The organism is Burkholderia sp. ABCPW 11, from assembly GCF_001523445.1.
Taxonomy (GTDB): Bacteria; Pseudomonadota; Gammaproteobacteria; order Burkholderiales; family Burkholderiaceae; genus Burkholderia.
Genome location: NZ_LOVM01000013.1, coordinates 130,715 through 149,039, shown reverse-complemented (window position 1 = coordinate 149,039; position 18,325 = coordinate 130,715). Strand labels below are relative to the sequence as shown.

Annotated in this window: 23 protein-coding genes; 22 read left to right on the top strand and 1 reads right to left on the bottom strand. The window is 66.0% G+C overall.

What is annotated here, in order from left to right; translation table 11 throughout:
• Nucleotides 1–174 precede the first annotated feature (174 nt).
• From WS61_RS06390 to tatC, 19 genes are all read left to right on the top strand, one after another.
• A complete protein-coding gene (locus tag WS61_RS06390; RefSeq protein WP_034209771.1) occupies nucleotides 175–1,101 on the top strand; it encodes an ABC transporter ATP-binding protein in 927 nt (308 codons plus the stop codon).
• Nucleotides 1,098–1,919, top strand: coding sequence for an ABC transporter permease (locus WS61_RS06385; protein WP_230624984.1), 822 nt, complete (start codon nucleotides 1,098–1,100; stop codon nucleotides 1,917–1,919). Before WS61_RS06390 ends, WS61_RS06385 begins: the two co-directional genes overlap by 4 nt.
• Nucleotides 1,920–1,974: 55 nt before the next feature.
• Nucleotides 1,975–2,214 (top strand): BolA family protein, encoded by a 240-nt coding sequence (locus WS61_RS06380; protein WP_006477131.1) that lies wholly within the window; start codon nucleotides 1,975–1,977, stop codon nucleotides 2,212–2,214.
• 14 nt (nucleotides 2,215–2,228) lie between these two features.
• Nucleotides 2,229–3,578: a UDP-N-acetylglucosamine 1-carboxyvinyltransferase gene (murA, locus tag WS61_RS06375; RefSeq protein WP_059499741.1), complete on the top strand. Its 1,350-nt coding sequence runs from the start codon at nucleotides 2,229–2,231 to the stop codon at nucleotides 3,576–3,578.
• On the top strand, nucleotides 3,575–4,228 hold the full coding sequence (gene hisG, locus WS61_RS06370) for an ATP phosphoribosyltransferase (RefSeq protein WP_059499740.1): 654 nt from the start codon (nucleotides 3,575–3,577) through the stop codon (nucleotides 4,226–4,228). Before murA ends, hisG begins: the two co-directional genes overlap by 4 nt.
• Before the next feature lie 24 nt (nucleotides 4,229–4,252).
• On the top strand, nucleotides 4,253–5,569 hold the full coding sequence (gene hisD / locus WS61_RS06365; RefSeq protein WP_027783351.1) for a histidinol dehydrogenase: 1,317 nt from the start codon (nucleotides 4,253–4,255) through the stop codon (nucleotides 5,567–5,569).
• 145 nt (nucleotides 5,570–5,714) lie between these two features.
• Nucleotides 5,715–6,788 (top strand): histidinol-phosphate transaminase, encoded by a 1,074-nt coding sequence (gene hisC, locus WS61_RS06360; protein ID WP_059499739.1) that lies wholly within the window; start codon nucleotides 5,715–5,717, stop codon nucleotides 6,786–6,788.
• A 65-nt stretch (nucleotides 6,789–6,853) separates the two neighbouring features.
• Nucleotides 6,854–7,441 carry an imidazoleglycerol-phosphate dehydratase HisB gene (gene hisB / locus WS61_RS06355; RefSeq protein ID WP_011546606.1) on the top strand — a complete coding sequence of 196 codons (588 nt, stop codon included), beginning with the start codon at nucleotides 6,854–6,856 and terminating at the stop codon, nucleotides 7,439–7,441.
• A 61-nt stretch (nucleotides 7,442–7,502) separates the two neighbouring features.
• Nucleotides 7,503–8,123 (top strand): YchE family NAAT transporter, encoded by a 621-nt coding sequence (locus WS61_RS06350; RefSeq protein WP_059499738.1) that lies wholly within the window; start codon nucleotides 7,503–7,505, stop codon nucleotides 8,121–8,123.
• A complete protein-coding gene (gene hisH, locus WS61_RS06345) occupies nucleotides 8,120–8,761 on the top strand; it encodes an imidazole glycerol phosphate synthase subunit HisH (protein WP_059499737.1) in 642 nt (213 codons plus the stop codon). The genes WS61_RS06350 and hisH overlap by 4 nt, the downstream gene beginning before the upstream one ends.
• 163 nt (nucleotides 8,762–8,924) lie before the next feature.
• Nucleotides 8,925–9,680, top strand: coding sequence for a 1-(5-phosphoribosyl)-5-[(5-phosphoribosylamino)methylideneamino]imidazole-4-carboxamide isomerase (gene hisA, locus WS61_RS06340; protein ID WP_059499736.1), 756 nt, complete (start codon nucleotides 8,925–8,927; stop codon nucleotides 9,678–9,680).
• 106 nt (nucleotides 9,681–9,786) lie between these two features.
• Nucleotides 9,787–10,560 (top strand): imidazole glycerol phosphate synthase subunit HisF, encoded by a 774-nt coding sequence (gene hisF / locus WS61_RS06335; RefSeq protein WP_059499735.1) that lies wholly within the window; start codon nucleotides 9,787–9,789, stop codon nucleotides 10,558–10,560.
• Nucleotides 10,560–10,976, top strand: a complete 417-nt coding sequence (gene hisI / locus WS61_RS06330; RefSeq protein WP_011546604.1) for a phosphoribosyl-AMP cyclohydrolase — start codon at nucleotides 10,560–10,562, stop codon at nucleotides 10,974–10,976. The genes hisF and hisI overlap by 1 nt, the downstream gene beginning before the upstream one ends.
• A complete protein-coding gene (locus WS61_RS06325) occupies nucleotides 10,973–11,338 on the top strand; it encodes a phosphoribosyl-ATP diphosphatase (RefSeq protein ID WP_059499734.1) in 366 nt (121 codons plus the stop codon). Before hisI ends, WS61_RS06325 begins: the two co-directional genes overlap by 4 nt.
• 70 nt (nucleotides 11,339–11,408) lie before the next feature.
• Nucleotides 11,409–11,801: a hypothetical protein gene (locus WS61_RS06320; RefSeq protein WP_059499733.1), complete on the top strand. Its 393-nt coding sequence runs from the start codon at nucleotides 11,409–11,411 to the stop codon at nucleotides 11,799–11,801.
• Between the two features lie 31 nt (nucleotides 11,802–11,832).
• A complete protein-coding gene (locus tag WS61_RS06315; protein ID WP_034209779.1) occupies nucleotides 11,833–12,198 on the top strand; it encodes a histidine triad nucleotide-binding protein in 366 nt (121 codons plus the stop codon).
• 94 nt (nucleotides 12,199–12,292) lie between these two features.
• The gene (gene tatA, locus WS61_RS06310) at nucleotides 12,293–12,523 is read left to right on the top strand and encodes a Sec-independent protein translocase subunit TatA (RefSeq protein WP_034209780.1); all 231 of its coding nucleotides are present in this window, start codon (nucleotides 12,293–12,295) and stop codon (nucleotides 12,521–12,523) included.
• Nucleotides 12,524–12,549: 26 nt separating this feature from the next.
• On the top strand, nucleotides 12,550–13,083 hold the full coding sequence (tatB, locus tag WS61_RS06305; RefSeq protein ID WP_059499732.1) for a Sec-independent protein translocase protein TatB: 534 nt from the start codon (nucleotides 12,550–12,552) through the stop codon (nucleotides 13,081–13,083).
• A 41-nt stretch (nucleotides 13,084–13,124) separates the two neighbouring features.
• Nucleotides 13,125–13,913 carry a twin-arginine translocase subunit TatC gene (gene tatC / locus WS61_RS06300; RefSeq protein ID WP_059499731.1) on the top strand — a complete coding sequence of 263 codons (789 nt, stop codon included), beginning with the start codon at nucleotides 13,125–13,127 and terminating at the stop codon, nucleotides 13,911–13,913.
• 207 nt (nucleotides 13,914–14,120) lie between these two features.
• On the opposite strand, the gene WS61_RS06295 is transcribed toward tatC, so the two are convergent.
• On the bottom strand, nucleotides 14,121–15,326 hold the full coding sequence (locus WS61_RS06295; RefSeq protein ID WP_059499730.1) for a Do family serine endopeptidase: 1,206 nt from the start codon (nucleotides 15,324–15,326) through the stop codon (nucleotides 14,121–14,123).
• Between the two features lie 21 nt (nucleotides 15,327–15,347).
• Here WS61_RS06295 and WS61_RS06290 point away from each other — a divergent pair, with 21 nt between their 5' ends.
• The 3 genes from WS61_RS06290 (at nucleotide 15,348) to WS61_RS06280 (ending at nucleotide 18,315) form a co-directional block, all read left to right on the top strand.
• Nucleotides 15,348–16,094: a Nif3-like dinuclear metal center hexameric protein gene (locus WS61_RS06290; protein WP_059499729.1), complete on the top strand. Its 747-nt coding sequence runs from the start codon at nucleotides 15,348–15,350 to the stop codon at nucleotides 16,092–16,094.
• A 218-nt stretch (nucleotides 16,095–16,312) separates the two neighbouring features.
• Nucleotides 16,313–16,933: a ubiquinol-cytochrome c reductase iron-sulfur subunit gene (gene petA, locus WS61_RS06285; protein WP_059499728.1), complete on the top strand. Its 621-nt coding sequence runs from the start codon at nucleotides 16,313–16,315 to the stop codon at nucleotides 16,931–16,933.
• On the top strand, nucleotides 16,933–18,315 hold the full coding sequence (locus tag WS61_RS06280; RefSeq protein ID WP_059499727.1) for a cytochrome bc complex cytochrome b subunit: 1,383 nt from the start codon (nucleotides 16,933–16,935) through the stop codon (nucleotides 18,313–18,315). Before petA ends, WS61_RS06280 begins: the two co-directional genes overlap by 1 nt.
• The last annotated feature ends 10 nt before the right edge of the window (nucleotides 18,316–18,325 follow it).

The window sequence follows — 18,325 nt, the reverse complement described above, 5'->3', positions numbered from 1 at the left end:
TGCCGCGCCAGCCGGCGCGCGCACGCTTCAGGCCGCGCGCCGCCGGCGCCGGCTCCACCAGCCGGTTTGCCCTATAATCAAGCGTTTTGCGGGGCAGCCAATCGGCGTCCGGCCCCCATTTTCTTTCGCAGCAAGCACAGAATAGGCGTCGCGGCCCTTGCGTCGCGCACAGTCATGTCAGCCATAGAAATCCGTCACGTCAAGAAGCGCTACAAGTCGCTTCAGGCGCTCAAGGGCGTCAGCCTGTCGGTCGAGGAAGGCGAGTTTTTCGGTCTGCTCGGCCCCAACGGCGCAGGCAAGACCACGCTCATCAGCATCCTCGCCGGGCTCGCCCGGGCCGACGAAGGCAGTATCTCGGTGCTCGGTCACGACGTCGTCCAGGACTTCCGCAGCGCGCGCCGCGCACTCGGCGTCGTTCCGCAGGAGCTCGTTTTCGACCCGTTCTTCACCGTTCGCGAAACGCTGCGGATCCAGTCCGGCTATTTCGGGCTGCGCCGCAACGACGACTGGATCGACGAAGTGATGGCCAATCTCGATCTCACCGAGAAAGCCGACGCGAACATGCGCGCGCTGTCGGGCGGGATGAAGCGTCGCGTGCTCGTCGCGCAGGCGCTCGTGCACCGGCCGCCCGTAATCGTGCTCGACGAGCCGACCGCCGGCGTCGACGTCGAATTGCGCCAGACGCTGTGGAAATTCATCTCGCGCCTGAATCGCGAGGGTCACACGATCGTGCTGACCACCCATTACCTCGAGGAAGCCGAGTCGCTGTGCGACCGCATCGCGATGCTGCGCCGTGGCGAAGTCGTCGCGCTCGACCGCACCGACGCGCTGCTGCGCCGCTTCGCGGGCCTGCAGCTGTACCTGCGGTTCGCGACGGGCGCGCTGCCGGCCGAGCTGCGCGGGCTGGAAACCGACCCGGCCGCGCGCGCGCCGGGCGAGCACCTGCTGCGCCTCGCGAGTTACGACGAGGTCGAACGCATCCTTGCGCAATGCCGCGCGGCGGGCTGCACGTTCGACGAGATCGAGGTCCGCAAGGCCGACCTCGAGGACGTGTTCGTCCAGGTGATGAACGGGGCCGAGGTGATCGAGGGTCTGGCATGAATCAACACTCCCCACGCGAACTGCGTTCGCTGTCGTCCGAGGGGACGGCCCGGCGCGTGCCGGGAAGCGGGTTCCGCACGCTGTTCTACAAGGAACTGCTGCGTTTCTGGAAGGTGTCGTTCCAGACGGTGCTCGCGCCGATCGTCACCGCGCTGCTGTATCTGACGATCTTCGGCCATGCGCTGTCGGGCCGCGTCGAGGTCTATCCCGGTGTCGAATACGTGAGCTTTCTCGTGCCGGGCCTCGTGATGATGAGCGTGCTGCAGAACGCGTTCGCGAACAGCTCGTCGTCGCTGATCCAGTCGAAGATCACCGGCAACCTCGTGTTCATGCTGCTGCCGCCGCTGTCGTATCGCGACATCTTCGGCGCGTACGTGCTCGCGTCCGTCGTGCGCGGGCTCGCGGTCGGCGCGGGCGTGTTCGTCGTGACGATCTGGTTTATCCCGATGCACTTCGCGGCGCCGCTGTTCATCATTGCGTTCGCGCTGCTCGGCTCGGCGATCCTCGGCACGCTCGGGCTGATCGCCGGGATCTGGGCCGAGAAGTTCGACCAGCTCGCCGCGTTCCAGAACTTCCTGATCATGCCGCTGACGTTTCTGTCCGGCGTGTTCTATTCGACGCACTCGCTGCCGCCCGTGTGGCGCGAAGTGTCGCGTCTCAACCCATTTTTCTACATGATCGACGGCTTCCGTTTCGGGTTCTTCGGCGCGTCCGACATCAACCCGTTCGCGAGCCTCGCGATCGTCACCGGTTTCTTCGTGCTGCTCGCGCTGATCGCGATGCGGCTGCTCGCGACCGGCTACAAACTGCGTCATTGATATCGACAGGCCGCGGCCGCCCCGGGGCGGCGCGCGCCGACAGGAGCCCTACACCATGTTGCCGACTCCCGAACAGGTCAAGCAATACATCGCCGGCGGTCTCGCCTGCACACATCTGGAAGTCGAAGGCGACGGCCAGCATTTCTTCGCGACGATCGTGTCGGCGGCCTTCGAAGGCAAGCGGCCGATCCAGCGGCACCAGCTCGTCTATGCGGCGCTCGGCGATCGCATGAAGCAGGAAATTCACGCGCTCAGCATGAAGACGCTGACGCCCGCCGAATGGCAGAACGCATAAACGGAAATCACTGAGTGCAAGTCACCGCCAACGAGCGCGACGCCGTCCAGAGCGTCGCCACGGCACACCCGGCCGCCAACGGGGAATCGCAGGGACAGGGGATGGACAAGCTGGTGATCGAAGGCGGTCGCCGGCTGTCCGGCGAGATCGTCGTGTCGGGCGCGAAGAACGCCGCGCTGCCGATCCTGTGCGCGGGGCTGCTCAGCGCCGAGCCGGTCGAGCTCGACAACGTGCCGAACCTGAAGGACGTGCGCACCACGCTGAAGGTGCTGAACCAGATGGGCGTGAAGAGCGAGACCGACGGCTGCCGCGTGCAGCTCGACGCGTCGCGCGTCGACAACCTCGTCGCACCGTACGAACTCGTGAAGACGATGCGCGCGTCGATCCTCGTGCTCGGGCCGCTGCTCGCGCGCTTCGGCGAGGCGAAGGTGTCGCTGCCGGGCGGCTGCGCGATCGGCGCGCGGCCGGTCGACCAGCACATCAAGGGCCTGCAGGCGATGGGCGCCGAGATCAGCATCGAGCACGGCTTCATCGAAGCGCGCGCGAAACGCCTGAAGGGCGCGCGCATCGTGACCGACATGATCACGGTGACGGGGACCGAGAACCTGCTGATGGCCGCGACGCTCGCCGACGGCGAGACGGTGATCGAAAACGCCGCGCGCGAGCCGGAAGTGAGCGATCTCGCACACTTGCTGGTCGCGATGGGCGCGAAAATCGACGGCATCGGCACCGACCGCCTCGTGATCCAGGGCGTCGAGCGGCTGCACGGCGCGCGCCATTCGGTGATCCCCGACCGCATCGAGGCCGGCACGTTCCTGTGCGCGGTCGCGGCGGCCGGCGGCGACGTGAGGCTGACGGGCGTGCGCCCGCACATCCTCGACGCGGTGATCGACAAGCTGCGCGAAGCGGGCGTGTCGATCGAGGAAGGCGACAGCTGGCTGCGCGTGAAGATGGATCGCCGCCCGTCGGCGGTGACGATCCGCACGTCGGAATACCCGGCGTTCCCGACCGACATGCAGGCGCAGTTCATGGCCCTCAATACGGTCGCGACGGGCACCGCGCAGGTTGTCGAAACCATTTTCGAGAACCGCTTCATGCATGTGCAGGAGTTGAACCGGCTCGGCGCGAACATCACGATCGACGGCAACACGGCGCTCGTGACGGGTGTCGAGAAGCTGTCGGGCGCGAACGTGATGGCGACCGACCTGCGTGCGTCGGCGAGCCTCGTGATCGCCGGGCTGCGCGCCGACGGCGAAACGCTCGTCGACCGCATCTATCATCTGGACCGCGGCTACGACCGCATGGAAACCAAACTGACCGCCGTCGGCGCGAACGTGCGCCGCCTTTCCGGGAGCCAAGCATGACCGCGCCGCTGACCCTCGCCCTGTCGAAGGGCCGGATCTTCGAGGAAACCCTGCCGCTGCTGGCGGCTGCCGGCGTGCAGGTGGCCGAGGATCCGGAAACGTCGCGCAAGCTGATCCTGCCGACGACCGATCCGAACCTGCGCGTGATCATCGTGCGCGCGAGCGACGTGCCGACCTACGTCGAATACGGCGCGGCCGATTTCGGCGTGGCCGGCAAGGACGTGCTGGTCGAGCACGGCGGCTCGGGCCTGTACCAGCCGATCGATCTGAACATTGCGCGCTGCCGGATGTCGGTGGCCGTGCCGGCCGGTTTCGACTACGCGAGCGCGGTGCGCCAGGGCGCGCGCCTGCGGGTCGCGACCAAATACGTCGAAACGGCGCGCGAACACTTTGCCGCGAAGGGCGTGCACGTCGACCTGATCAAGCTGTACGGCTCGATGGAGCTGGCGCCGCTGGTCGGGCTGGCCGACGCGATCGTCGACCTCGTCAGCTCGGGCGGCACGCTGAAGGCGAACAATCTGGTCGAGGTCGAGGAGATCATGGCGATCTCGTCGCGCCTCGTCGTGAACCAGGCCGCGCTCAAGCTGAAGCGCGCGGCGCTCAAGCCGATCCTCGACGCGTTCGAACGCGCGTCGCAGAATGGCGGTTGAGCGCATCACCGTAACGGAACTCCCATGTCCATCACCATCCGCAAGCTCGACTCGACGAACGAAGGCTTCGGCGCCGCCCTGCGCGCCGTGCTCGCGTTCGAGGCGAGCGAAGACGAGGCGATCGAGCAATCGGTCGCGCAGATCCTCGCCGACGTGAAGTCGCGCGGCGACGCCGCGGTGCTCGAGTACACGAACCGCTTCGACCGGCTGAGCGCGGACAGCGTCGCCGCGCTCGAACTGCCGCAGGACGCGCTGCAGACGGCGCTCGACGGCCTCGCGCCGAAGGCGCGCGCGGCGCTGGAAGCCGCCGCGGCGCGGGTGCGCGCGTACCACGAGAAGCAGAAGATCGAGTGCGGCACGCATAGCTGGCAGTACACGGAAAGCGACGGCACGGTGCTCGGCCAGAAGGTCACGCCGCTCGACCGCGTCGGCCTGTACGTGCCGGGCGGCAAGGCCGCGTATCCGTCGTCGGTGCTGATGAACGCGATTCCCGCGCGTGTCGCGGGGGTCGGCGAGATCGTGATGGTCGTGCCGACGCCGGACGGCGTGAAGAACGACCTCGTGCTCGCCGCGGCGCTGCTCGGCGGCGTCGATCGCGTGTTCACGATCGGCGGCGCGCAAGCGGTCGGCGCGCTCGCGTACGGCACGGCGACGGTGCCGGCCGTCGACAAGATCTGCGGCCCCGGCAACGCGTATGTCGCGTCGGCGAAGCGCCGCGTATTCGGCACGGTCGGCATCGACATGATCGCCGGGCCGTCGGAAATCCTCGTGCTGTGCGACGGCACGACCGATCCGAATTGGGTCGCGATGGACCTGTTCTCGCAGGCCGAACACGACGAACTCGCGCAGTCGATCCTGCTGTGCCCGGACGGTGCGTTCCTCGATCGCGTCGAGAAGGCGATCGACGAGCTGCTGCCGACGATGCCGCGCCAGGACGTGATCCGTGCGTCGCTCGAGGGGCGCGGCGCGCTGATCAAGGTGCGCGACATGGCCGAGGCGTGCCGGATCGCGAACGACATCGCACCGGAACACCTCGAAATCTCGGCGCTGGAGCCGCAGCAATGGGGTCAGCAGATCCGCCATGCGGGCGCGATCTTCCTCGGCCGCTATACGAGCGAAAGCCTCGGCGACTACTGCGCGGGGCCGAACCACGTGCTGCCGACGTCGCGCACCGCGCGCTTCTCGTCGCCGCTCGGCGTGTACGACTTCATCAAGCGCTCGAGCCTGATCGAGGTCAGCGCGGAAGGCGCGCAGACGCTCGGCGAGATCGCGTCCGAGCTCGCGTACGGCGAAGGGCTGCAGGCGCATGCGAGGAGCGCCGAGTTCCGGATGAAGGGCTGAGCGCGCCGTGCGCGGGACCGGGCGCGCGCCGACGCGCCGGCACCGGCGCCGGCGGCCCCGGATCGACGCAGGAGACGAGCGCAAGGCGGCAGCCGCCGCCTTGCCAACCATTTGACGCCAGCGCGACGCACGCCGGCTTGAGACCATGACGACGCCACAAGACATCATCCGCCGCGACGTGCTCGCGATGACGAGCTATCCGGTTCCCGACGCGAGCGGGTTCGTGAAGCTCGACGCGATGGAGAACCCGTATCCGCTGCCGGCGCCGCTCGCCGCGGCGCTCGGCGAGCGGCTCGCACAGGTCGCGCTGAACCGCTACCCGGCGCCGCGCCCGGCCGCGCTGCTCGACAAGCTGCGCCACGCGATGCGCGTGCCGGCCGGTTGCGACGTGCTGCTCGGCAACGGTTCCGACGAAATCATCAGCATGATCGCGGTCGCGTGCGCCCGGCCGGGCGCGAAGGTGCTCGCGCCGGTGCCGGGCTTCGTGATGTACGAGCTCTCGGCGAAGCTCGCGCAGCTCGAATTCGTCGGCGTGCCGCTGAAGGCCGACCTGACGCTCGACATCGATGCGATGCTCGCGGCGATCGCCGAGCACCGGCCGGCGATCGTCTATCTCGCGTATCCGAACAACCCCACCGGCACGCTGTACGACGATGCCGACGTCGAGCGGATCGTCGCGGCCGCGCGGCACAGCCTGATCGTGATCGACGAGGCGTACCAGCCGTTCGCGGAGCGCTCGTGGCTGCCCCGTGCCGCCGAGTTCGACAACGTCGTCGTGATGCGCACGGTGTCGAAGCTCGGCCTCGCGGGTATCCGCCTCGGCTATCTCGTCGGCTCGCCCGCGTGGCTGAACGAATTCGACAAGGTGCGCCCGCCGTACAACATCAACGTGCTGACCCAGGCGACCGCCGATTTCCTGCTCGACCACCTCGACGTGCTCGATGCGCAGGCGGCCGAATTGCGCGCGGAGCGCGCGCGCCTCGCGCAGGCGGTGGCCGCGCTGCCGGGCGCGACGGTGTTTCCGAGCGCCGGCAATTTCCTGCTGGTGCGCGTGCCGGACGCGGCTGCCGTGTTCGATGCGCTGCTCACCGAGCGGGTGCTGGTCAAAAACGTGAGTAAAATGCATCCGTTACTGGCCGAATGCGTGCGGCTGACCGTCGGTTCTCCCGACGAAAACGCCCGCCTGCTGGCCGCCTTGAAACTCGCGCTGCCCGGTTGAGCCCAGGGCGCGGCGGCGCGCGACGATCAATCCCCATTTACATCAGACTCAATCAAGGAATTGCCATGCGTGTGGCGGAAGTCGTTCGCAATACCAGCGAAACGCAGATCCGTGTGAAGCTCGATCTCGACGGCACCGGCCGGCAGAAGCTGGCCACCGGCGTGCCGTTTCTCGACCATATGCTCGACCAGATCGCGCGACACGGTCTGGTCGATCTCGAGGTCGAAGCGCATGGCGACACGCATATCGACGATCACCACACGGTCGAGGACGTCGGCATCACGCTTGGCCAGGCCGTCGCGAAGGCGATCGGCGATCGCAAGGGCATCCGCCGCTACGGCCATTCGTACGTGCCGCTCGACGAGGCGCTGTCGCGCGTCGTGATCGACTTCTCGGGCCGGCCCGGCCTCGAATTCCACGTGCCGTTCACGCGCGCGCGGATCGGCACGTTCGACGTCGACCTGTCGATCGAGTTCTTCCGCGGTTTCGTGAACCACGCGGGCGTCACGCTGCACATCGACAACCTGCGCGGGATCAACGCGCACCATCAGCTCGAGACGGTGTTCAAGGCCTTCGGCCGCGCGCTGCGCGCGGCGGTGGAGCTCGACGAGCGCGCGGCGGGGCAGATTCCGTCGACGAAAGGAAGCCTCTGAACGTCCGAACGGACTGCGCTCGGGACAACCTCACGGCTTCGGCGCGCGGCGCCGGCTTGCGATGGATCTGCTCAAATCGTTCATTTCGCTGCTCGCGCTGATCAATCCGGTCGGTGCGGTGCCGTTCTTCCTGAGCCTGACGGCGCAGCAGACGGAGGCCGAGCGGCGGCGCACGATCCGGATCGCATCGGTGTCGGTGTTCTGCGTGATGACGGTGACCGCGCTGCTCGGGCAGCAGATCATCAACTTCTTCGGCATTTCGGTCGGGTCGCTCGAAGTCGGCGGCGGGATCATCATGCTGCTGATGGCGATCAACATGCTCAACGCGCAGATCGGCAACACGCGATCGACGCCCGAGGAGCGTGACGAAGCCGAGCTGAAGGACAACATCGCGGTCGTGCCGCTGGCGATTCCACTGCTCACGGGCCCCGGCTCGATCAGCACGGTGATCGTCTATGCGGCGAGCGCGCATCACTGGTATGAACGGGCCGGGCTGGTCGCGATCGGCGCGGTTCTGGCTTTTCTGTGTTTCGTCGCGATGCGGCTCGCCGAGCCGATCGCGAACTGGATCGGCCGCACCGGCATCAACATCGCCACGCGGCTGATGGGTCTGATGCTGTCGGCGCTGGCGGTGGAATTCATCGTCAATGGACTGAGGGCGCTACTGCCTGCACTGAGATGAAAACTTCGATTGCGATTGTGGATTATGGGATGGGCAACCTGCGCTCGGTCGCGCAGGCGCTCAAGAAAGCCGAACCGGCCGCCGACGTGGCGATCGTCGACACGCCGGCCGCGATTCGCGCGGCCGACCGCGTCGTGCTGCCCGGCCAGGGTGCGATGCCCGACTGCATGCGCTGCCTCGGCGAATCCGGCCTGCAGGAGGCCGTGATCGACGCGTCGCGCACGAAGCCGCTGCTCGGCGTGTGCGTTGGCGAGCAGATGCTGTTCGACTGGAGCGCGGAAGGCGACACGAAGGGCCTGGGTCTCCTGCCCGGCAAGGTCGTGCGCTTCGAGCTCGACGGCCGGCTGCAGGACGACGGCTCGCGCTTCAAGGTGCCGCAGATGGGCTGGAACCGCGTGCGCCAGGCGCAGCCGCACCCGCTGTGGGACGGCGTGCCCGACGACGCGTATTTCTACTTCGTGCACAGCTATTACGTCGTGCCGGACAACCCGGCGCACACGGTTGGCGAAACGGCCTACGGCGCGCCGTTTACGTCAGCGGTCGCGCGGGACAATCTCTTCGCGACCCAATTCCACCCCGAGAAAAGCGCGGAGGTCGGGTTGCGTCTGTATCGCAACTTCGTACACTGGAAACCGTAAACGTGGTGCGCGAGCCACAGTCGAACTGGCCGAACGGCCTGTCGCGCGGGGCTTGCCCGCTTAAGCGCCGAAAGAGTTGTACTAAACTAGCGAGACGGCGCGGCACCGGTTTGGCCGGTACGCGCCGGATTCTTTTCATTTTCCACGACGACACCCGATTGCTATGTTGCTGATTCCGGCCATCGACCTCAAAGACGGTCAGTGTGTGCGCCTCAAACAGGGCGATATGGACCAGGCCACGATTTTCTCCGAGGACCCGGCGGCGATGGCCCGCAAGTGGGTCGATCTCGGCGCCCGGCGGCTCCATCTCGTCGACCTGAACGGCGCATTCGCCGGCAAGCCGAAGAATCTCGAGGCGATCGAAGCGATCCTCGACGAAGTCGGCGACGAAATCCCGGTACAACTCGGCGGCGGCATCCGCAGCCTCGAGACGATCGAGAAGTATCTCGACGCCGGCCTGTCCTATGTGATCATCGGCACTGCCGCCGTGAAGAATCCGGGCTTTCTGCAGGACGCATGCACCGCGTTCGCGGGCAACATCATCGTCGGGCTGGACGCGAAGGACGGCAAGGTCGCGACCGACGGCTGGAGCAAGCTGACCGGCCACGAAGTGATCGATCTCGCGAAGAAGTTCGAGGACTATGGCGTCGAATCGATCGTCTACACGGACATCGGCCGCGACGGGATGCTGCAGGGCATCAACATCGACGCGACCGTGAAGCTCGCGCAGGCCGTCGGCATTCCGGTGATCGCGAGCGGCGGCCTGTCGAATCTTGCGGACATCGACAAGCTCTGCGAAGTCGAGGAACACGGCGTCGAAGGCGTGATCTGCGGCCGCGCAATCTATTCCGGCGATCTCGATTTCGCGGCCGCGCAAAAGCGCGCGGACGAACTGAACGGCGAACTCGACAACGCGTAACCGCGGTTGTCCCGTTCGCCGGGGCTGCCCGCGAGCAGCCCCGACCGGACGCCTCGTGCGAGGCCTCCGCAACCGGCCGTCCCAGCGCGGCATTTGGCGCAACATCATGGCTCTAGCTAAACGCATCATCCCCTGCCTGGACGTGACTGCCGGGCGTGTCGTCAAGGGCGTCAATTTCGTCGAGCTGCGCGACGCCGGCGACCCCGTCGAAATCGCCCGCCGCTACGACGAACAAGGTGCCGACGAACTCACGTTCCTCGACATCACCGCGACGTCCGACCAGCGCGACCTGATCCTGCCGATCATCGAAGCCGTCGCGTCGCAGGTGTTCATTCCGCTGACCGTCGGCGGCGGCGTGCGTGCCGTCGAGGACGTACGGCGCCTGCTGAACGCGGGCGCGGACAAGGTCAGCATGAATTCGTCGGCGGTCGCGAATCCGCAGCTCGTGCGCGACGCGGCCGACAAGTACGGCTCGCAGTGCATCGTCGTCGCGATCGACGCGAAGCGCGTGTCGGCCGACGGCGAGACGCCGCGCTGGGAAGTGTTCACGCACGGCGGCCGCAAGAACACGGGCCTCGACGCGATCGAATGGGCGCGCAAGATGGCCGAGCTCGGCGCGGGCGAGATCCTGCTCACGAGCATGGACCGCGACGGCACGAAGTCGGGCTTCGACCTTGCACTCACGCGCGGCGTGTCGGACGCGGTGCCGGTGCCGGTGATCGCGTCGGGCGGCGTCGGCTGCCTGCAGGATCTCGCGGACGGCATCAAGGACGGTCGCGCCGACGCGGTGCTGGCCGCGAGCATCTTCCACTACGGCGAGCACACGGTCGGCGAGGCGAAGCGCTTCATGTCCGACCAGGGCATCCCGGTGAGGCTGTGATGAATACCGAAACGAAATCCCTGCCCGCGTGGCTCGACAAGGTCCGCTGGGACGACAACGGCCTCGTGCCGGTGATTGCGCAGGAAGCGTCGACGAACGACGTGCTGATGTTCGCGTGGATGAATCGCGAGGCGCTCGCGAAGACGATCGAGACGCAGCGCGCGGTCTATTATTCGCGCTCGCGCAAGCGCCTGTGGTTCAAGGGCGAGGAGTCGGGCCACGTGCAGCACGTGCACGAGGTGCGGCTCGACTGCGACGAGGACGTCGTGCTGCTGAAGGTCGAGCAGGTGTCGGGCATCGCGTGCCACACCGGCCGGCATTCGTGCTTCTTCCAGAAATTCGAAGGTACCGTGGACGGCGGCGACTGGGTCGCGGTCGAGCCGGTGCTGAAAGACCCCGAACACATCTACAAATGACGCAATCGACCGAAGACACGCTGCTGCGCCTCGCGGCCGTGATCGATAGCCGCAAGGGCGGCGATCCCGATCAATCGTACGTGTCGCGCCTGTTCCACAAGGGCGACGACGCGGTGCTGAAGAAGATCGGCGAAGAGGCGACGGAAGTCGTGCTGGCCGCGAAGGACGTGCGCCAGGGCGGCGCGCCGGCCGCGCTCGTCGGCGAGGTGGCCGACCTGTGGTTCCACTGCCTCGTGATGCTGTCGCATTTCGACCTGAGCCCGGCCGACGTGATCGCCGAACTCGAGCGCCGCGAGGGCTTGTCGGGCATCGAGGAAAAAGCGCTGCGCAAGCGCCGCGAGCGCGAGGAAAACGGCGGGTGACGGACAGACCCCGCCGCGGTGGCAACAGTGCGGTAAGCTGTAAGAATTGTCATCTGACGGGGGTAGCATCATGAACGAAACGTCGAACCAGTTTCCGACGCCGGCGGTGCCGGGAGCAGCGGATGCCGAACGCCTGAACGGGCTGCGCACGCTGACCCACGTGCTGTACGGCCTCTATGCGATTCACTGGCTGACCGGCGGCGTCACCGGCATCATCGCGATCATCATCAACTACGTGAAGCGCGGCGACGTGGCCGGCACGCCGTACGCCGATCACTTCGAGTGGCAGATCCGCACGTTCTGGCGCGCGCTGATCGCTTACGTGATCGGGATCGCGCTGCTGTTCGTCGCGGTCGGATTCGTCGTGATGTTTGTCACATGGATTTGGACGCTGTACCGTATCATCAAGGGTTGGCTGTACCTGAACGACAACAAGACGCTCGATTCGCAGGCGTGGTTCTGACCGGCCGCGTGCGGGCGTTTGCAGGAGCAACATGAGTCACGATCCGAATTGCCTGTTCTGCAAGATCGCGGCAGGCGAGATCCCGAGCACGAAGGTGCACGAGGACGACGAATTCGTCGCGTTCCGCGACATCCGCCCGGCCGCCGAGACGCACGTGCTCGTGATTCCGCGCCGGCACGTGCCGACGCTGTCGGCGGTGGGCGACGCCGATGCGCCGATGCTCGGCCGGCTGATGCTGCTCGTCGCGCGTCTGGCCGACCAGCTCGGGGTCGCGTATACGGGCGGCGAAACCGGTTTTCGCACGGTGATCAACACGGGCCCGGGCGGCGGGCAGGAGGTCTACCACCTGCACGCGCATATCCTGGCCGGCCCGCGCCCGTGGCAACGGATGGGTTGACGAAGCGGGGCGTTTCCCCGCATCCGATAGTCGAAGCCGGCGCGTCGCCGGCGATTTGCGCCGCATCGCGGCGTGGTTGAGGAGAGGTTTCATCATGGGTGGATTGAGCATTTGGCACTGGCTGATCGTGCTGCTGATCGTCGCGCTGGTTTTCGGTACGAAGAAGCTGCGCAACATCGGCAACGACCTCGGCAGCGCCGTGAAGGGTTTCAAGGACGGCATGAAGGAAGGCGAAACGCCGGCGGACGCGCAGCAATTGCCGCGTTCGGGCACGGTCGACGTCAACGCGAAGGAAACGACGCGTTCCGATTCGAACAAGGCGTAACGCCGGCACGTTGACAGGCATTCGCGATGCTGGATCTCGGTCTTTCGAAGATGGCGCTGATCGGCGTCGTCGCGCTCGTGGTGCTCGGCCCCGAGCGCCTGCCGCGCGTCGCGCGTACGGCCGGCGCGCTGTTCGGCCGCGCGCAGCGGTACATCAACGACGTGAAGGCCGAGGTCTCGCGCGAAATCGAACTCGACGCGCTGCGGACGATGAAGACCGATTTCGAATCGGCCGCGCGCAATGTCGAGACGACGATTCACGACAATCTGCGCGAGCACGAGAAGGCGCTGAACTACACGTGGCATTCCGCGGTCGGCGGTATCAACGAAGGCTCGGTCGATGCCGGCACGTACGGTGGCGACACACCCGCAGCGCCGTCGTGGCGTGGCGGCAGTTCGGCCGCGCTTGCGCCGAAGCGTCGCAACTGGCGCATCAAGCAGGCGGCGACGCCTGTCTGGTACAAGCGCGCGACGACCCGCCGCACCCACGTGCAGTCGGGCGCCGCACGTGTCGCGCGCCACCAGCCGGCCAGCCTGCGCCGGCCGACGCGCTTCTTCTGAGTCGAGCGCATGCTCGCTCGTCAATCCTACCGAGGGCCGGTGTGAGCGACCCCCAGCAGAACCCGGGCGACGCCCCGGAAGAAACCTTCATTTCCCATCTCGTCGAGCTTCGCGATCGCATCATTCGCGCGGGGCTGGCCGTGATCGTCGTGTTCGTCGGGCTCGTCTACTGGGCGCCCGACATCTTCAGGCTGCTCGCGCGGCCGTTGATGGAGAACCTGCCGAAAGACGGCAAGATGATCGTCACCGACGTCACCGGCTCATTCTTCGTGCCGATGAAGGTCACGATGCTCGTCGCGCTCGTGATCGCGCTGCCGATCGTGCTGTACCAGATCTGGGCGTTCGTCGCGCCGGGGCTGTACCAGCACGAGAAGAAACTCGTCACGCCGCTCGTCGGCAGCAGCTACGTGCTGTTTCTGTGCGGGATGGCGTTCGCGTACTTCCTCGTGTTTCCGACGATCTTCCGCGTGATGGCGCACTACAACGCGCCGCTCGGGGCCGAGATGACGACCGACATCGACAACTACCTGAGCTTCGTGCTCGGGATGTTCATCGCGTTCGGCGTCACGTTCGAGGTGCCGATCGTCGTCGTGCTGCTCGTCCGGATGGGCGTGCTGTCCCTGCAGAAGCTGAAGGAGATGCGACCGTACGTGATCGTCGGCGCATTCGTGGTCGCGGCGGTCGTCACCCCGCCGGACGTGTTCTCGCAGCTGATGCTGGCGCTGCCGCTCGTCGTGCTGTTCGAGATCGGGCTGCTGGCCGCGCGGTTCTTCGTGCCGAAGAAGCCGGTAGAAGAGGGCGAGGCGGGGAACGGCGAAGCCGCGGGTTGACGGCGCGTCGCTGAGCGGCTTTCCGGGCCAAGCCGGAGGGGCCGGTACCTGTGGTTGGCCGCCAGCCAGCGCATGCCAACGCGGCCTTCCCGGCACCAGACATCGTTGGAAGCAAAGCAAAAGGGCAGCCAGCCGGCTGCCCTTTTTCATTTCTGCGCCGCATCAAATCGCATCGCGAACGGCAAGCGGCGTGCCGCCCGCCGAGCCTCATTCGCTATCGTTGTCCTGCTCGTCGAGCGTCTGCTTCGGCGGCGGCGGACGCTTGCCGATCACGACGTTCACGTCGAACTGCTTGCCCTTGCGGACGACGTGCACCTTGGTCGGCGTGCCCGGCTTGATTTGCGCGACGACATTCAGCAGCTTCGTCGTGTCGGTGATGTCCTCGCCGTTGACGCTCACCAGGATGTCGCCCGGCTTGATGCCGGCCTTGTCGGCAGGGCCGCCCTGCAGCACGCCCGCGACGATCGCGCCCGATTTCTGCTGGAGCCCGAACGACTCGGCGATTTCCGGCGTGACGTCCTGCGGCTCGACGCCGATCCAGCCGCGCGTGACCGAGCCCGTCGTGATGATGCTTTCGAGCACCGTGCGCGCGGTCGAGACCGGAATCGCGAAACCGATGCCGAGCGAGCCGCCCGAGCGCGAGTAGATCGCCGTGTTGATGCCGAGCAGGTTGCCGTTCACGTCGACCAGCGCGCCGCCGGAGTTGCCGGGGTTGATCGGCGCGTCGGTCTGGATGAAGTTCTCGAACGTGTTGATGCCGAGGTGGTTGCGGCCGAGCGCGCTGATGATCCCCATCGTCACCGTCTGGCCGACGCCGAACGGGTTGCCGATCGCGAGCACGACGTCGCCGACGCGCGACTGGTCGGAGCGGCCGAGCGTGATCGTCGGCAGGTTCGTCATGTTGATCTTCAGTACCGCGAGATCCGTTTCGGGATCGCTGCCGATCACTTTCGCGGTGGCCGTGCGGCCGTCGGCGAGCGCGACTTCGATCTGGTCGGCGCCGTCCACGACGTGCTGGTTCGTTAGAATGTAACCTTCAGGGCTCACGATGACGCCGGAGCCGAGGTTGGCGGCCGGCTCGTCCTGCTGCTTGCGGGCGTTGCGGTCGCCGAAGAAGTAACGGAACAGCGGATCCTTTGCGCGCGGGTCGGGCGGCAGCGAGCCGTCCTTGCTGGAGAACACGTTGACGACGGCCGGCATCGCCTTCTGCGCGGCTTCGGCATACGACGTGGTCGCCGGTGCGCCGCCGATGCCCGGCGCGACTTCGCGCAGCGCGACGATCGGCGTGGCGAGCTGCTTGCCGAGCTGTCCTTGCCGTTGCAGCCATTGCGGCTTGAGCGTCACGACGATGAACATCAGCGCGAGCAGTACGGTCACCGCTTGCGCGAAGAACAGCCAGAAGCGTCTAAGCATCTGAATGGATTAGAGGTTTATATGGATCGGATCGAACTTGAATTGTACTTGAACAATACCCTTGAAACCGCGCGCTTCAAGGACTATTGCCCGAACGGCCTCCAGGTCGAAGGGCGCCGCAAGATCGAGAAGATCGCCACCGGCGTGACGGCGTCGGTCGCGCTCCTCGAAGCCGCGCTCGAATGGGGGGCGGATGCCGTGCTCGTCCATCACGGCTATTTCTGGCGCAACGAGGCGCCGCAGATCACCGGCCGCAAGTATCGGCGCCTGAAGCTGCTGCTCGCGAACGACCTGAACCTGTTCGCGTTTCACCTGCCGCTGGATGCGCATCCCGAGTTCGGCAACAACGCGCAGCTCGGCGAAAAGCTCGGCCTGATCGGCGAGCAGCGCTTCGGCGAAGGCGACCTGGGCTGGATGGCGACGCTGCCGATGCCCGTCACGCTCGAGCACTTCGTCGCGAAGGTCGAGCGCACGCTCGGCCGCGCGCCGCTCGTGCTGGGCGACCCGGACATGCAGTTGCGCCGCATCGCGTGGTGCACGGGCGCCGCGCAGAGCTATTTCGACGCGGCGATCGATGCCGGCGCGGACGTGTTCCTGACCGGCGAGGTGTCCGAATCGACCACGCACGCGGCGGCGGAGAGCGGTGTCGCGTTCGTTGCGGCGGGGCACCATGCGACCGAGCGCTACGGAATCCAGGCGCTGGGGCGCCACTTGTCCGAAGAATTCGATCTCGAACACCTTTTTATCGATATTCATAATCCGGTCTGAGCGACGGATTTGCGGCAGCGCATCGAAATTTCACAATGTAGCATTTGCTTAAAAGTGAAATGATTTAATCGCTCCGATAGTGGGGGATAACCCTTAACTATCAATCACTTCGAAGGGATTTTCATCGCCGGGCCTTGTAAATGGCGACTCCATTCGCGCAAACTAGCGGCGGAATGAAAAGTCGTGACGGAAAATCCAACTCAGAAGTGGGGCGTGTGATGCGAGACAAGGAAGAGAAACGCGTCGACAGCGGCCGCCGTACCTGGCTGATTGCGACATCCGTAGCAGGTGGCGTAGGAGGCGTAGCCACCGTCATACCTTTCGCGGCGTCGCTCGCGCCGTCCGCGAAAGCGAAAGCGGCCGGTGCACCGGTCGAGGTCGATATCAGCGGCCTGAAGCCCGGCGAAATGGTCACCGTGCCGTGGCGCGGCAAACCCGTCTGGATCCTGAATCGCACCGATTCGATGCTGGCCGACGTGGTCAAGGCCGACAAGGAAGTGGCCGATCCGACCACGAAATCCCCGTATTCGATGCCGTTGCCCGCGTATTGCGCCAACGAATATCGCGCGCGGACCGATCGCAAGAACATTCTCGTCGTGATGGCCGTGTGTACGCACCTCGGCTGCACGCCTAGCCAACGCTTCACGCCGGGTCCGCAGCCGAACCTGCCGGACGACTGGCCGGGCGGTTTCCTGTGCCCGTGTCACGGTTCGACCTACGACCTCGCCGGCCGCGTGTTCAAGAACAAGCCGGCGCCTCAGAATCTCGACATCCCGCCCTACATGTTCACGTCGGCGACGACCCTCGTGATCGGCAAGGACGAGAAAGGAGAAGCGTGATGGCCGCCGACAACAAGGAAGTCTCCACGACAGGTTTCACCGGCTGGATCGATCAGCGCTTCCCGCTCACGTCCACCTGGAAGAAGCACGTATCCGAGTACTACGCGCCGAAGAACTTCAACTTCTGGTACTTCTTCGGCTCCCTCGCGCTGCTGGTGCTCGTCAACCAGATCGTCACGGGCATCTTCCTGACGATGAACTACAAGCCCGACTCGACGCTCGCGTTCGCGTCGGTCGAGTACATCATGCGCGAGGTGCCGTGGGGCTGGCTGATCCGCTACATGCACTCGACCGGTGCATCGATGTTCTTCGTGGTCGTCTACCTGCACATGTTCCGCGGGCTGCTGTACGGGTCGTACCGCAAGCCGCGCGAGCTCGTGTGGATCTTCGGCTGCGCGATCTTCCTGTGCCTGATGGCCGAGGCGTTCTTCGGCTATCTGCTGCCGTGGGGCCAGATGTCGTTCTGGGGCGCGCAGGTGATCGTGAACCTGTTCTCGGCGATCCCGTTCGTCGGCCCGGACCTGTCGCTGTGGATTCGCGGCGACTACGTCGTGTCCGACGTCACGCTGAACCGCTTCTTCGCGTTCCATGTGATCGCGATTCCGCTCGTGCTGGTCGGGCTCGTCGTCGCGCACCTCGTTGCGTTGCACGAAGTCGGGTCGAATAACCCGGACGGCATCGAGATCAAGGCGAAGAAGGACGAGAACGGCATCCCGCTCGACGGCATCCCCTTCCACCCGTACTACTCGGTGCACGATTTCCTCGGCGTGTGCGTGTTCCTGATGGTGTTCGCGCTGATCGTGTTCTTCTCTCCGGAGATGGGCGGCTACTTCCTCGAGGCGAACAACTTCGTCCCGGCGAACCCGCTGCAGACGCCGCCCGAGATCGCGCCGGTCTGGTACTTCACCGCGTTCTACGCGATGCTGCGCGCGACCACCGACCCGTTCAAGATCGTGCTGATGATCGTGATCGCGCTGCTCGGCGTGCTCGCGCTGATCCGCGCGCGCGGCAAATGGAAGGTCGGGTTGCCGGTGCTGGCCGCCGCGATCGTCGTGTTCATGTACCTGACGGAGTCGAAGTTCTGGGGCGTCGTCGTGATGGGCTCGGCGGTGATCACGCTGTTCTTCCTGCCCTGGCTCGACCGCAGCCCGGTGAAGTCGATCCGCTACCGGCCGCTGTTCCACAAGGTGTTCCTCGGGATCTTCGTCGCGGCGTTCCTGACCCTCGCGTTCCTCGGCACGCGGCCGCCATCGCCGGCGGCCACGCTGATCGCCCAGGCCTGTGCGTTGATCTACTTCGCGTTCTTCCTCGGCATGCCCGTCTGGACGCCGCTTGGCACGTTCAAGCAGCCGCCGGAACGGGTGCGCTTCAAGCCCCATTAACGTGAGCGAG

Coding starts and splice junctions, on each gene's coding strand:
- WS61_RS06390 (WP_034209771.1), top strand. CDS start 175: ATGTCAGCCATAGAAATCCGTCACGTCAAGAAGCGCTACAAGTCGCTT.
- WS61_RS06385 (WP_230624984.1), top strand. CDS start 1,098: ATGAATCAACACTCCCCACGCGAACTGCGTTCGCTGTCGTCCGAGGGG.
- WS61_RS06380 (WP_006477131.1), top strand. CDS start 1,975: ATGTTGCCGACTCCCGAACAGGTCAAGCAATACATCGCCGGCGGTCTC.
- hisG (WP_059499740.1), top strand. CDS start 3,575: ATGACCGCGCCGCTGACCCTCGCCCTGTCGAAGGGCCGGATCTTCGAG.
- hisD (WP_027783351.1), top strand. CDS start 4,253: ATGTCCATCACCATCCGCAAGCTCGACTCGACGAACGAAGGCTTCGGC.
- hisC (WP_059499739.1), top strand. CDS start 5,715: ATGACGACGCCACAAGACATCATCCGCCGCGACGTGCTCGCGATGACG.
- hisB (WP_011546606.1), top strand. CDS start 6,854: ATGCGTGTGGCGGAAGTCGTTCGCAATACCAGCGAAACGCAGATCCGT.
- WS61_RS06350 (WP_059499738.1), top strand. CDS start 7,503: ATGGATCTGCTCAAATCGTTCATTTCGCTGCTCGCGCTGATCAATCCG.
- hisH (WP_059499737.1), top strand. CDS start 8,120: ATGAAAACTTCGATTGCGATTGTGGATTATGGGATGGGCAACCTGCGC.
- hisA (WP_059499736.1), top strand. CDS start 8,925: ATGTTGCTGATTCCGGCCATCGACCTCAAAGACGGTCAGTGTGTGCGC.
- hisF (WP_059499735.1), top strand. CDS start 9,787: ATGGCTCTAGCTAAACGCATCATCCCCTGCCTGGACGTGACTGCCGGG.
- hisI (WP_011546604.1), top strand. CDS start 10,560: ATGAATACCGAAACGAAATCCCTGCCCGCGTGGCTCGACAAGGTCCGC.
- WS61_RS06325 (WP_059499734.1), top strand. CDS start 10,973: ATGACGCAATCGACCGAAGACACGCTGCTGCGCCTCGCGGCCGTGATC.
- WS61_RS06320 (WP_059499733.1), top strand. CDS start 11,409: ATGAACGAAACGTCGAACCAGTTTCCGACGCCGGCGGTGCCGGGAGCA.
- WS61_RS06315 (WP_034209779.1), top strand. CDS start 11,833: ATGAGTCACGATCCGAATTGCCTGTTCTGCAAGATCGCGGCAGGCGAG.
- tatA (WP_034209780.1), top strand. CDS start 12,293: ATGGGTGGATTGAGCATTTGGCACTGGCTGATCGTGCTGCTGATCGTC.
- tatB (WP_059499732.1), top strand. CDS start 12,550: ATGCTGGATCTCGGTCTTTCGAAGATGGCGCTGATCGGCGTCGTCGCG.
- WS61_RS06295 (WP_059499730.1), bottom strand. CDS start 15,326: ATGCTTAGACGCTTCTGGCTGTTCTTCGCGCAAGCGGTGACCGTACTG.
- WS61_RS06290 (WP_059499729.1), top strand. CDS start 15,348: ATGGATCGGATCGAACTTGAATTGTACTTGAACAATACCCTTGAAACC.
- petA (WP_059499728.1), top strand. CDS start 16,313: ATGCGAGACAAGGAAGAGAAACGCGTCGACAGCGGCCGCCGTACCTGG.
- WS61_RS06280 (WP_059499727.1), top strand. CDS start 16,933: ATGGCCGCCGACAACAAGGAAGTCTCCACGACAGGTTTCACCGGCTGG.